11 protein-coding genes are annotated in these 12,957 nt (G+C 39.6%); 1 reads left to right on the top strand and 10 read right to left on the bottom strand.

Features of this window, described 5'->3' with window-relative positions:
- Positions 1-59: 59 nt before the first annotated feature.
- From OK414_RS07560 to OK414_RS07540, 5 genes are all read right to left on the bottom strand, one after another.
- Positions 60-1,208, bottom strand: a complete 1,149-nt coding sequence (locus tag OK414_RS07560) for an aromatic ring-hydroxylating oxygenase subunit alpha (protein ID WP_047930880.1) — start codon at positions 1,206-1,208, stop codon at positions 60-62.
- 66 nt (positions 1,209-1,274) lie between these two features.
- Positions 1,275-2,435 carry an N-methyl-L-tryptophan oxidase gene (solA, locus tag OK414_RS07555; protein WP_205662553.1) on the bottom strand — a complete coding sequence of 387 codons (1,161 nt, stop codon included), beginning with the start codon at positions 2,433-2,435 and terminating at the stop codon, positions 1,275-1,277.
- Between the two features lie 30 nt (positions 2,436-2,465).
- The gene (locus OK414_RS07550; RefSeq protein ID WP_034655247.1) at positions 2,466-4,889 is read right to left on the bottom strand and encodes a GcvT family protein; all 2,424 of its coding nucleotides are present in this window, start codon (positions 4,887-4,889) and stop codon (positions 2,466-2,468) included.
- Positions 4,890-5,251: 362 nt separating this feature from the next.
- Positions 5,252-5,893, bottom strand: a complete 642-nt coding sequence (gene hxlA / locus OK414_RS07545) for a 3-hexulose-6-phosphate synthase (protein ID WP_034653267.1) — start codon at positions 5,891-5,893, stop codon at positions 5,252-5,254.
- A 201-nt stretch (positions 5,894-6,094) separates the two neighbouring features.
- A complete protein-coding gene (locus OK414_RS07540) occupies positions 6,095-6,460 on the bottom strand; it encodes a winged helix-turn-helix transcriptional regulator (protein ID WP_013056244.1) in 366 nt (121 codons plus the stop codon).
- A 164-nt stretch (positions 6,461-6,624) separates the two neighbouring features.
- Between OK414_RS07540 and zwf the strand changes: the two genes are divergently transcribed.
- The gene (gene zwf / locus OK414_RS07535) at positions 6,625-8,139 is read left to right on the top strand and encodes a glucose-6-phosphate dehydrogenase (protein WP_263045398.1); all 1,515 of its coding nucleotides are present in this window, start codon (positions 6,625-6,627) and stop codon (positions 8,137-8,139) included.
- Positions 8,140-8,291: 152 nt separating this feature from the next.
- Here zwf and OK414_RS07530 read toward each other — a convergent pair whose 3' ends face one another.
- The 5 genes from OK414_RS07530 to megL form a co-directional block, all read right to left on the bottom strand.
- Complete coding sequence (locus tag OK414_RS07530) at positions 8,292-8,540, bottom strand: hypothetical protein (protein WP_013082444.1); 249 nt, start codon at positions 8,538-8,540, stop codon at positions 8,292-8,294.
- Positions 8,541-8,578: 38 nt separating this feature from the next.
- Positions 8,579-9,064, bottom strand: a complete 486-nt coding sequence (locus OK414_RS07525; RefSeq protein WP_034653271.1) for a PaaI family thioesterase — start codon at positions 9,062-9,064, stop codon at positions 8,579-8,581.
- 142 nt (positions 9,065-9,206) lie between these two features.
- Complete coding sequence (locus OK414_RS07520; RefSeq protein WP_263045399.1) at positions 9,207-10,049, bottom strand: aldo/keto reductase; 843 nt, start codon at positions 10,047-10,049, stop codon at positions 9,207-9,209.
- Positions 10,050-10,166: 117 nt separating this feature from the next.
- Positions 10,167-11,411: a Bcr/CflA family efflux MFS transporter gene (locus OK414_RS07515; RefSeq protein ID WP_016763558.1), complete on the bottom strand. Its 1,245-nt coding sequence runs from the start codon at positions 11,409-11,411 to the stop codon at positions 10,167-10,169.
- A gap of 213 nt (positions 11,412-11,624) precedes the next feature.
- Positions 11,625-12,812: a methionine gamma-lyase gene (gene megL / locus OK414_RS07510; RefSeq protein ID WP_263045400.1), complete on the bottom strand. Its 1,188-nt coding sequence runs from the start codon at positions 12,810-12,812 to the stop codon at positions 11,625-11,627.
- Between the last annotated feature and the right edge of the window lie 145 nt (positions 12,813-12,957).

Raw genomic sequence — 12,957 nt, 5'->3', positions numbered from 1 at the left:
AGTAGATTGTTAGAGGTGATCTGACACCTCAAGGTAACGTGTCAGACCACTTCTACTTACTATTCGACCTTCATACCGATTGCTTCCAATACATAATTGTAAAATTGAGAAACGTGCTGTTCGATAGGTACTAAAATACCTCCTTCTTTATAAGATTTTGAGCTCATATTTTCTTGACACCACTCACACGCTTCAAAGTCTTGTAAATTAACGCGATGAAATAATTCCACGGCATCTTTTGGGTCAAAATCAGGCTTAGCCATTTCTTCCGGGTCGAATAACCATTCACAAATCACTTTAGACTTTTCCGCACTAATTGGAATAATACGATGAATAATAACGTGATCCGGTGTTAAATTGATAAATACAAGCGGCAGAACGGTAATGCCAAAATACGTGCGGTCATCTTCCGGAAGCAATCCTTTTAGCATAGGACGGCTTCCTTTCCCGCTGATTGAAAAAGCTTCTAATTCATTCCCAAACTTAGCTCCGCCTCCCACGGAACTTTGAGTGCCGACTCCTGAACGAAATTCAGGCAGCGTTGCCGTAAGTTCAGGATGAATAGAGGAACAGTGATAGCACTCTTGAAAGTTTTCTACAATAAGCTTCCAGTTTGCCTCGACTTCATATTCTTCACGATGAGCGGATTTCAAGTTTTGAATTTCATATCTAGCAAACGTATAAAGTTCTCCAAAACGATCAAAAATTTGTGCGTCTAGCTGATATTCAACAGATATAGGATTGTCAGATAAATTAACCCAAACCATGCCGTGCCACACTTTAATGTGAACGGATGTTAGTCCGTAATTTTCATTATGCACGAGTTCTTCTCGACAGCGGCTTGTGTTAGGAACACCCACTAAATCACCATCTAAGCTATAGCTCCACGAATGATATGGACAGCGAATAACACCTGCTTTACCGGATGCTTGGCTGCACAGCTTAGCTCCTCGATGCCGACATACGTTCAAGAATCCACGCAGCACGTGATCTTTTCCTCTAGTAATTAAAATATTTTCGCCTTCAACTCTCGTCGTAATATATTGTCCTGGTTCCGCTATTTCGTATTCAAATGCAACTAAACTCCATGATTTAGAAAATATATGATCTTTTTCTAACTTAAAAATGTCCGAAGATGTATACAGCTCTCCTCTCAACGTGGGCTCAAGTCTCCCATTATCATTCACTAAACCATGTTCCATAACCATCTACTATTCCTCCTTCGCTTCTCTAGAAACATTTAAATAGAACCATTCGCAAGAGCTGACGACGATTTATACTATTTTATTCGCCGCAAATCGCTGCGGAGTAAACAAATCAATTGGGTGATTAGTTTTTCCCTCCATCACTAAATCTGCTAAAATCTCTCCTACTACGCTTGCAAACTTAAAACCATGTCCAGAAAATCCAGCTGCAATCGCTACTTGAGGATATTCAGGATGCAGTGAAATGACAAAATGTTCATCTGGTGTATTGGTATACATGCACGTTTTCCCTTGTAAAAATCGACCGTTAAGCTGTGGAATACCTTGAGCTAGATAGTGCCGCATCATGTTCACTTCGTCTTCATATATATTTCGATCAATCGTTTCCGGCGTACACGCTGTTCCTTTTCGAAAAAACGCCACTTTTGCTCCTTCAGCCTTTAATCCAAACGAAGGGAAACCATACAACTGTACATAATCATCTGCTTCCCAAATATAAATCGGCTGTTTTCCCACTGAAAAAATATCTATTCCTTGTGTTGGTTCAAAAAACATTTGCACATGACGCTCTACTTGTAAGCTAACACCCAAATCCCGTAATAAATCAGGTGCCCAAGCGCCTGCAGAAATAATGATTTTTCCAGCTTCATATACTCCATTAGCTGTTATAACGCGCACGCCTTCACCAGAAGGATGAGCTTCCCACGACACCACTTCCTCAAAAAAATGAAGCTCAGCTCCGTACTTTTCTGCTTGAAGAAGGTGAGTATATACGCTCGCTTCCGGCCTAACGAATCCAGCTCTTTCTTCATATAGAGCAACCGTAGCAGGTGAAGGTGTAAACGCCGGAAACCGTTTGTAAATATCCTTTGCTTCTAGAATCTCATACGCAAGATTCCACTGTTTAGAGCTTTCGATGCTTCCAGAAACCGTCAAGCTATCAGGAGGTCCCATCATAAGTCCACCGGTAACCGTAAGAATTTCTTGACCGCTTTCTCTTTCAATTTCATTCCATAATTCGTAGGCGCGAAGCAATAATGGAACGTAAGCAGGGTCTTCAAAATACGACTGTCGAATGATTCTAGAACCGCCGTGACTCGATCCTAGGTCATGAGCGGGACCGTATTGTTCTAACCCCAATACCCGCTGACCTTTTTTGGCGAGCTGATAAGCAGCCGTACTCCCCATAGCTCCTAATCCGATAATAATGACATCATAATGTGTTGACATCTGCATTCCTCCTGTCTTTCGATTGATCAATTAAACTACCGCTGGGGAGTGTGTCATCATTGTTGCTTTATAACGCTGACCAAAGTATTCAACTTCTAAAACCATTTCTTCATGTACAGCTTGAGATAATAAAGTGTGTACAATTCCTTTTCCTAAGCTGTATGAATAGCCGGCACTTGTCACAAATCCGAGGGCTGTTTCTCCATAAAAGACCGGTTCATATCCCATTACTATCGCTGAAGGATCATCTAATATGAGCGTCGCTAATACTGTTTCAGAATCTTTTCGCTGACGATCAAGCAATGCCTCTTTTCCAATAAAAACTGGTTTTGTTAAATCAACCATTTCATGAAGGTTAACTTCATATGGATGATGCTCGCTCCAAAAGTCTTTCCCGCTTTTTAACGAAAAAGATTCAATTCGAAGATTTTCAAGAGCTCGGTCTCCCGCGGCAATCAGCTGATAAGGCTGTCCTTGCTCAATTAATACATCCCATAAATTCAGACCTTGATCAGAAGTCGTAATCAACTCCCAGCTCTCCATTCCCCCGTAGGAATCACGCAGAGCAAGAACTGAACTCTTTTCAATAAACAAGGTTTTCGCTTGCCCTTCAATCCAAGTGCTGCTAAGTTCTGAGCATTGAACCACGGACTTCATTACTCCTGTAGCTTTAGGACCAATTAATGCTATACTGCATGTCCCTGACGTTACATCTTGAAAAACAACTTGACCGTTTTGAGGCACGTGTTTTTGAATCCAGCTTGCTTCTACAGCTCCCGTACAAACAATCAAGAAAGTGGATATATTTTTGCGAATAACCATTATTTGATCTTTTATGCCGCCTCGCTCATGCAACATACACGTACGTATGCTTTGCCCTACTGTAATGTCTATATTTCCTGTCGTTAGCTTCTGTAAAAACTGGAGAGCTCCTTCCCCTTTAATTTCCAACCTTTTCTTTGCTGCCGTTGTATCGTAAATCGCCGCGTACTGACGAGTATGCAACTGTTCAGCCTCGATAATCGGTGACCAATATTCAGCCGACCACCCCTTTCTTATAACCATCTTCTTTTCATATGTGGATATAAGCGGATAGTTAGCTTCATACCACTGCGGCTGCTCCCACCCTGCTTTTTCGTTAAAATACGCTTTTAGTTCTTGCTGACGCATATAAAATGGACTTACGCGCATGTTTCGCGATACTTTTCGCTGCATAAATGGATGATGAATGCTATAAACCTCTTCATATTCTTCAATAGACCGCTGTTTGTAATAAACAGGGCTGCATGCATACGTATCGAAACGATTAATATCGCATAGCTCCAAATCCACAGTCGGTGCACCATTCATCAGCCATTCAGCCATTTGCCTAGCGACACCTGCAGAGTGCGTTACCCATATGGCTTCGGCTACCCAAAATCCCCCTACTGCTTGTGATTCGCCAAGCAGCGGCATCCCATCAGGTGTGAAGGAAAAAATGCCGTTCATTCCTTTTTTTATTCCTGGCTGTTTTAATGCCGGAATTAGTTCCAATGCATCTTCCCACGGTTTTTCAAAATCTTTTGGTGTAAAAGGTTTAACAGAAGGCATTTCTTTTGTTTCTCCGTATTTTGTAATGTCACTGAGTTCGATTGGAAACGGCTCATGCTGATATGATCCAATCCCAAGCCCTTTGTCTACCTGACGAAAATAAATTGCATTATCTTGATCTCGAATAAGAGGAGTCGCGACTTCTTCCGTTTCTCCGTTTAATTCAAGTAAATCATTTGTAAACACATATTGATGAGCCATCGGCTGAAGAGGAATTGTTACACCGACCATTTCTCCGATGCGAGGTCCCCAAAATCCGGCACAGCACACGATTACATCTGCTTCAAATTTTCCAGCGCTCGTGTACACTGCTTTTACTTGACCATTTGTCACTTCGATATTCGTCACTTCTGTATGACCGTAAAATTCTACTCCGCACTCTTTAGAAAAACGAGTCATTTTATCAACGGCATGCAAAGGTTTGGCAATACCGTCTGAAGGAACATAGAGACCTCCGCAAATACGATCAGGACAAATCAACGAATTTTTTTCCGCGCATTCCTGCGGTGAAAGAAGAAGAGCTTCGATTCCCCATGAGCTGGCAACACCAGCCTTTCTCTTTAGGTCTTCTAATCGCTCTGGTGTACGGGCAACTTCTAAACTGCCGACAGGATAAAACGAGCGCTGTTCATCTGTACTCAACTCTTTAAAGGTCTCGACTGTTTGAGAAGCTAGTGTTGTCAGGACTTTTGAAAAGCTAAGCTGAAATACAAGCCCCGGAGCGTGAGAAGTAGATCCTCCCGTTTCGAACAAAGGGCCTTGCTCAATCACTGTTATGTTTCTTTGCCCCATTTTACTTAAATAGTAGGCAATGCTGCACCCGACAATTCCAGCTCCTATCACTACTATCCTCTTATGTTCCATCACTTTATATCTCCCTCCTTTTTTGGTTTGAAGATGTTAAATATTGTCGATAGTTAATTATATTTTTAAGATTCATAATTTTCAAAGTATTTTGTTAAAAAGTGTGACATAGATTTTTTTAGACTTTCTTCCGCTAATGTTCGGATAACGCTTTCTTAACTTTAAAATATCAGAAAAACTGCCGTCTTTTTCTTTCGAATAACGAATTTTAAAGAAACTATCTATCTGTCAAAATGACACTTATCAATGAATGGTTATATCAAAAATGACGGAAAGAAGATAGCTAAAATAACTTAGCTATCTTCTTTTTAAACCATTTACCGATTAATTAATTTTGAAGGCTTAAATACTTTTGCTTATTTTTAGACCAAAGTTGCTTGTTTGACTACTTTTTTCATTTCTTCTGCAACGTTTCTTTTGTCTTTTTCACTTGTAATCCCCCCGCCTACAATCACAAGATCCGGCTGTGATTGCACGACTTCAGGAAGTGTATTCAGTTTAATACCTCCTGCCACCGCTGTTTTTGCATGTTTTACAACTCGTTTAATCGTTTGAAGCTGCTCGAACGGGGTTTCTCCTTCAGCTTGAAGATCATACCCTGTGTGTACACAAATATAGTCAACACCGAGCGCATCGACTTCTTTTGCACGTTGCTCAAGGTTTTTTACATTAATCATATCAACAAGAATTTGTGTTCCTTGTTTTTTGGCCTCTTCTACAGCGCCTTTTATAGTCGAATCATCAGTAGCGCCAAGAATCGTAATAATACTAGCACCCGCTTCAGAAGCTTTCATTACTTCGTAAGCACCTGCATCCATAATTTTTAAATCAGCTAATACCTTTAAAGACGGAAAAGCTTCCTTGATTTCTTTGACTGCTTTTAGCCCTTCGTTAATTACAACTGGAGTTCCAATTTCTACAATATCGATATACTCTTGAACCTCCTGCACTACTTCTTTTGCCTCTGAAATATTTACAAGATCCAATGCTAATTGAAGTTCCATACTTACTTCACTCCTTCATTAAATGGGGTTATCTAGCATGAATTCATTGTAAAACCGTTACTTTCAAAAAAAAAGTAGGCACTTTTAAAACATATAGTCACTAAAAATATACTATGGACGCTTCAATGCAGCGTATCATTTGTATTTATTTTAGAAAATTCTGAATAATAAGGGTGGTTTTATCCTTCTCACCAAAAGATTTTAACCCATATGGCTGGAATTATTCATTTCAGGCTCTATAACGGTTTCCATATAATTTTTTCCCCACTCATCCATGCTCTCAAGGATGGGCATCAAGCTTCTCCCGTGTTCAGTCAAGGAATATTCAACTTTTGGAGGGACAACCGGATAGACTTTTCGGTGAACGATTTGATCTTCTTCCAATTCTCGCAGCTGACTTACTAACATTCGCTGAGTAATTCCCGGCATCATGGACTTTAACTCCCCAAATCGTTTCGTCCCTTCTTTTCCTAGGTGCCACATAATCAGCATTTTCCACTTGCCTCCAATAATCGTTAACGTTAATTCCTTTTCACAGTTAAACGTTTTGCTAAAAAGTCTGCTCAATCCTTTTTCCTCCCTTTTTATGCGTAATAGTATAGTTTTAGACACTATATGAAAATAAAGTGTCTACTTATAAAGGAAAATTGTACCTGCTATACTGTAATCTGTAAAGGTGGTAAAAGACTATATTCACTGCAATAGACCGTTAAAATAAAGGAGGAGATCAATTGGGCAGTGTAGCTCGTTCACGTGATAATTGTCTCAAGTCTCATTCACCACAAGCGTTAGAAGTGGATTCCATGACCTTTACCTTATTTGGAGCAACAGGAGATTTAGCTAAAAGAAAAATTTTTCCTGCGTTATATAATTTATTTTTAGATAAAAAGCTTCCTTCTTCCTTTTCTATTGTTGGTACGGATAGAAGCAACTGGTCTGATGATGCCTTTCAAATATATGTAGAAGAATCAGTAAAGACTTTTTCAAGGCGCTTTAGACAAGGTGAATCCAAGATAAAAGAATTTCTTAAGACAGTTCGCTATCATAAAATGGATGTTACCAATAGTGATGGATATGACCAGTTGCTGCATGCTATTCAAGAAGGCGAAGCAGAATTAAATATTCCTGAAAATCGTCTTTTCTATTTATCAGTGGCTCCTGAATTTGTAGACGTCATTGCTTCAAATATAAACAGCGGCGGATTAGGATCTACAAAAGGCTGGAAACGTCTTATTATCGAAAAGCCTTTCGGACACGATTTACAATCTGCTCAAGTGTTAAATCAAAAGCTTACTGAAACGTTCAATGAAGAAGAGATTTATCGTATCGACCACTATCTAGGAAAACCAATGATCCAAAATTTGGAGGCTTTAGCATCTGCAAACCCTATTTTACAAGCACTATGGAATCATCACTACGTTGCAAATGTCCAAATTACAGCTAGTGAAACAGTTGGTGTAGAAGAAAGAGCGCCTTACTATGATCAGGCCGGTGCAATTAGGGATATGCTCCAAAACCATATGCTTCAAATGCTTATGATGACTGCCATGCAGCTGCCAAAGACACTTAACATCGCAAAGACTCGCCAACAAAAGATAAAAATTATGAAAAGCCTTCGTCCTCTACAAAAAGAGTTTATCCATTCGAACGTCATAAGAGGTCAATACGAAGCGGGAAAAATCCAAAATCGTTCCGTTATAGGATATAAAGATGAGCCCGGCATCAATGCTGCTTCCGTTAATGATACATTTATAGCAGTGCGGGTATGGATTGATCATGAGCTTTGGAAAGGAGTACCTTTCTATCTTCGCACAGGAAAAAGAATGAGTAAAAAATGCACGCGTATCGTCATTGAATTTAAACATCCTTTAAAGGATGTTTATACAGACGAAGAAGTTATTCCCAACCTTTTGGTTGTCGAAATCAGCCCAAATGAAGGTATATCACTGCAATTAAACAGCAAAAACCCTTTGAATGATAATAAAATCGAACCTATTTTTATCAATTTCTCAACAAATCAAAGAGAAGTACCCGAAGCTTATGAACTGCTGTTAGTTGATGCTTTACAGGGAGATTCCACATTTTTTGCTCATTGGGAAGAAGTTGAATTATCTTGGAAATGGGTGCAACCTATTTTAGAAGTTTTTAATGATGAACGTTTTCCTCTTCATTTTTATCCTGCGGGTACGATGGGACCAGCGGCTTCAAATCATTTGTTAGAAGACGACGGGTTTAAGTGGTGGTGATTACTTTTAATCTCGTTAAAAAGAGGCTGGGGTAAAAGCATTTTATCTGAAGAAAGATCCGAACGATGAAGCGAGATTCTTGATGGAGAATCCAACTCGTTCGGACTTTTTCACTGTGGTCGTAAACGTAGGTTTACTGCATGTAGTTGCTTCTAGTTGTTCGTATTTTCTTTATTTAATATCAGCCATTTGATTTTTCGATCTCGCTCTTTTCTTTCTTGTTCATCAACCAAATCATATTTCTTCAGCAAATGAAACATCTCGTTTAATGTTGTTTGCGAAGGATTTCGTACGAGAAACTCATGAAATAACGAGCGAATATCTTCTGGCAGCCATTGTGACTGCGAGTTAAACTTCTGCTGTACATCTTCTACCGAGTGGTCTAAATTACATTTACCCATACCTTTTCCTCCCTTTTTATGTAACTGTTTTACATTTTTTAGTCTTCTTTTTGTTTAAACGTACTTGGCATAACAACTGCTACAACTTCTCCGGTCGCAACAATGATGTCACTCGCGTATACTTCTGTTTTAACTCTCCATTTCTTCGGGTGAATTTCTTCAACCGTTCCTATTGCTTTTAGTACTTCACCCTGCGGCGTTGGTTTTTTAAAATCCACGTGGAGAGAACCGGTAACAAATCGCGGCGGCTCTGCTGAATCTCCTATTTCGTAGCCATTTTTACGGTATAGAGCAAGAGAAGCAGAGCCTGTTCCATGGCAATCAATCAGTGATGCAAGAAGTCCTCCATAAACAAATCCTGGTATAGCTGTATGTTCAGGCTTAGGTGTATAAAGGGTAATGGTTTTTTCTCCTAACCATCCTGTCCGAAAATGATAGCCTTCCTGATTTAATCGGCCGCATCCGTAACACCATGCAAAATCATCCGGATATTCGTCTTGAATCGCTTTTACTACTTTTCCCATGGTTCACCACTCCTTTTTTCGGAATATTTTAACACATTTTCTTCTACAATCGTTAGAACTAAACGGACTATTTTCAAGCTTAAATAACTAAAAATCATAATAGAAGAAAAGCCTCACTTAAAAAGTAAGTGAGGCTTTATAATTAAAATTCTTCATAAGCAGAGGGGTCTTGATTATTAAGTCTTCCATCCTCGCGATTTAATTCTGAAATCATATTCATCTCAGTTTCATCTAAAGAAAATGAAAAAATGGATATGTTTTCAAGCTGCCGCTTGCGAGATGACGATTTTGGAATTGAAATCGCTCCTAGCTGATAATGCCATCGCAAAATTACTTGTGAAACTGTTTTATTATGACGGCCGGCAATTTGTTTAATTGTTTCATTTTCTAAAACAGCACTTGCTCGCCCTAGCGGACTCCAAGATTCAATTTGAATGTTTTTCTCCTGATACCAATTTCGATATTGATGTTGATTAAAAAAAGGATGCAGTTCTATTTGATTGATACTTGGCAAAATGCCGGTCTCTTTTTCCAAGCGCTCAACATGCTCGGGAAGAAAATTACAAACACCAATTGAACGAATTAAGCCCCAGCGCTTCGCATCAATCAATGCTTGCCAAGCTTCTACATAATGATCTTGTTTAGGATTAGGCCAATGAATAAGATACAAATCGTAATAGTCTAAATTCGCGCGATATAAAGATTCTTGGATAGTAGGAATTGCTTTATCATACATATGGTAGCGCCCTGGGAGTTTAGATGTAACGAATAGTTCTTGTCTAGAAACCGGTGTTCTTCGAAGAGCTTGGCCCACGGTGCCTTCATTTTCGTAATTATAAGCTGTATCAATTAGACGATACCCTACATCAATCGCACTCGTTATAGCGTTGACTCCTTCATTTCCGTTAAGCTTATATGTACCAAAACCTATAGCAGGCAAGGTTACCCCGTCATTAAGGGTTATTTCAGGAATTACTTTACTCATTATTATCCACTCCTTTCGATCATGCCCTAAGGTTAGCATATATTATCCAATACTTGAATAAATTTGCACCACTCATTTTCACAAAGGAGTGATGCTTTCAAACAATCAAAAAAGTGATTACGGAGAAACCTCCGTTTTAAACTCATTAACTTCGCACTTTTCTGTTTCTTTCTTGTTTTTAGTTAACGTAAAGAAAGCTACAAAACCTAAAAGCGCCGTACTAAATAAAATAGCAGCCATCGGAATCGCTGTGGTTTCGTTAATACCCACTAAAGGAGAAACAATTGATCCTAAAGTTAGCGGAAGCATGCCTAACACGGCACTCGCACTTCCTGCTCTATGTCCTTGATTTTTCATTGCCAATGTCACCGAGCCTGTGATCGTCATTCCTATAGAGATCATGTAAATAAAAATGGGAATAACAATCGTAGCCAGCGGCCCTTTAAGCATGGTCATGATAAGAAGTACGCTAGTAGCACTTACAGCCGTAATCACGGCAATGCGAAGCAGGCTTCTTTCATGAAGAATTCCGCTAAAGCGCCCTATAATAAAGCTTCCAGTCACAATGGCCAAGCCGTTAATCCCAAACAAAATGCTGAAAATTTGCGGAGAAACATGGTAGATCCCTTGATAGACAAATGGAGTGCCTGATACATAAGCAAAGCTTCCTCCGTGGACCAGTCCGACAATTAAGGCATACCCAATAAAAGAACGGTCTTGTAATAAACTGCCCATCGTGCGAACGGAATGACCAATTGAGCTTGGCGTTCTATTTTCAATTGGCAAAGTTTCTTTTAAACGCATTGAGATTGTTAGAACAATTAAAAGACCTATTAAACTTAAAAACAAGAAAATAGTATGCCAGCTTGCAAAAGGAAGAAGTAAAATAGCACCTCCGGCCATTGGTGCTATCATTGGCGCAAAGGCATTGATAACCATTAACAGAGCAAAAAACTTCGTAAGCTCTCTTCCACTAAAAACGTCTCTGACAATGGCTCGAGAAAGAACAACTCCTGCCGAAGCCGTAAACCCTTGTAAAAAGCGTGCGATGACTAAAGCTGTAATAGTAGGAGCCAAAGCACAGAGCAAGGACGATATCATAAATAAAGAGATGGAGATAAGTAAAGGCCGTTTTCGTCCCTTCGCATCACTGATTGGACCGATCACGATTTGACCAATGGCAAGGCCTAATAAACACGATGTTAAACTAAGCTGAACAAGTGAAGCTCGCGCATCTAAATGATCAGCAATAGCAGGGAAACTTGGCAAATACATATCGATATTAAGGGGACCTAATATCGCAAGCGTGCTGAGGAGAAACGCCAATCCTAGACGTTTTTTTCCAGTTGGGTTATGAAGCATAATAGCAGAGCACCTTCCTCACCTAAATATTGTATTTTTACAGATAACCTTTAGTCTATTGAAAGGCATCTCTTCTGTCTAGGACATTTGTCTAAAGATGTAGGTAAAGTTCTATTCGCAAAAAAGGATGTATGAGTGATGACATGCGGTTGATATTCAAAAAACAACGCCTGAAATATCCTTAAGATACTTCAAGCGTTGTTTGAACGTTTGTTATATACTATCTAATGCCTGCTGTAAATCTCTCATAATATCTTCCCATGCTTCCAGTCCAACTGATAAACGAAGGAGTTCGTTTGAAATCCCCATTTCTTTCCGAGTTTGTTCCGGCACAACTGCATGCGTCATCGAGGCAGGATGCTGAATAAGTGTTTCAGCATCTCCAAGACTCACCGCAATAGAAATGAGCTTAAGCTGATTAACCACTTTTACGGTTTCTTCATAACCTCCTTTCACTTCAAAGGAGAGAAGCCCCCCTCCTTTTTTCATTTGCTTTTGCATGAGAGAATAAGCAGTGCTTTTTTTATCACCTGGATAATAAACGGCTTTCACCTTGGGGTGGAGACTTAATTGTTTTGCGATATGTTCAGCATTCTCACAGTGACGATCCATTCGAACGGCCAGCGTTTTTAAGCCTCGGAGTAATAGCCAAGCATCAAACGGTGAAAGAATGCCTCCGATATCTTTTTGCGTCGTTTTGCGCAGTACGGAAATAACTTCTTCGTTCCCTACTACAATTCCTGCTACAACATCTCCGTGTCCACCAATAAATTTTGTTGCGCTATGAATGACTAAGTCGCACCCAAGCTTCAGCGGCTGTTGCAAATAAGGAGTTGAAAAGGTATTGTCTACTACCACAGGAATTCCTTTTTGTTTAGCGATAGAAGCAACTAACTCTAAATCTACTAAAGTCATAGTCGGGTTAATCGGTGTTTCAATATAAATACATGCTGTATCTTTTCTGATAGCAGCAAGAATTTCTTCCTCAGTTTCCAAGTGGGAGAAAGAATGATGGATTTGATATTTTTCCTCAAGCATTTCTAAGAGACCAAATGTGCATCCATACACTCCTTTAGAACATAAAATATGATCGCCTGCTTTTGTAAGTCCAATCAATACAGCGGATACTGCAGCCATTCCCGATCCAAATGCCAAAGCGGCTTCTCCTTCTTCAAGCTGTGCCATACGCTCTTCTAAAATGGTGACCGTTGGATTCGATAACCGGGAATATACATAACCATCTTCTGCTCCGCTAAACCGGTTTGCACCTTGTTCTATAGATGAAAATGTAAATGTAGACGTTTGATAGATAGGCGGAGCTAAGCTATCAAAATGATGTTTTGATTCATACCCTGCGTGAATGGCTTTTGTTTCAAACTGATATTTCTCTTTTTCGTTCATACGGCTTCCCCCTTATGCACACAAGCACTATGTCATTTCCGAAAAATGTAAGCGTTTTCTTTTATTATATTTCTCTTTTCTTTTTTCGTTCCCTGCCTCTCCATGTAGATAATTCCACCGTAGAGAAAGAAGCGACATGCACCCT

The sequence above is a fragment of the Priestia sp. JV24 genome (assembly GCF_025910025.1).
Taxonomy (GTDB): Bacteria; Bacillota; Bacilli; order Bacillales; family Bacillaceae_H; genus Priestia; species Priestia megaterium.
The sequence above is the reverse complement of the archived record's forward strand: the minus strand, read 5'-3'. Positions and strand labels throughout refer to the sequence as shown.

Coding starts and splice junctions, on each gene's coding strand:
- OK414_RS07560 (WP_047930880.1), bottom strand. CDS start 1,208: ATGGTTATGGAACATGGTTTAGTGAATGATAATGGGAGACTTGAGCCC.
- solA (WP_205662553.1), bottom strand. CDS start 2,435: ATGTCAACACATTATGATGTCATTATTATCGGATTAGGAGCTATGGGG.
- OK414_RS07550 (WP_034655247.1), bottom strand. CDS start 4,889: ATGGAACATAAGAGGATAGTAGTGATAGGAGCTGGAATTGTCGGGTGC.
- hxlA (WP_034653267.1), bottom strand. CDS start 5,893: ATGGAACTTCAATTAGCATTGGATCTTGTAAATATTTCAGAGGCAAAA.
- OK414_RS07530 (WP_013082444.1), bottom strand. CDS start 8,540: ATGGGTAAATGTAATTTAGACCACTCGGTAGAAGATGTACAGCAGAAG.
- OK414_RS07525 (WP_034653271.1), bottom strand. CDS start 9,064: ATGGGAAAAGTAGTAAAAGCGATTCAAGACGAATATCCGGATGATTTT.
- OK414_RS07520 (WP_263045399.1), bottom strand. CDS start 10,049: ATGAGTAAAGTAATTCCTGAAATAACCCTTAATGACGGGGTAACCTTG.
- OK414_RS07515 (WP_016763558.1), bottom strand. CDS start 11,411: ATGCTTCATAACCCAACTGGAAAAAAACGTCTAGGATTGGCGTTTCTC.
- megL (WP_263045400.1), bottom strand. CDS start 12,812: ATGAACGAAAAAGAGAAATATCAGTTTGAAACAAAAGCCATTCACGCA.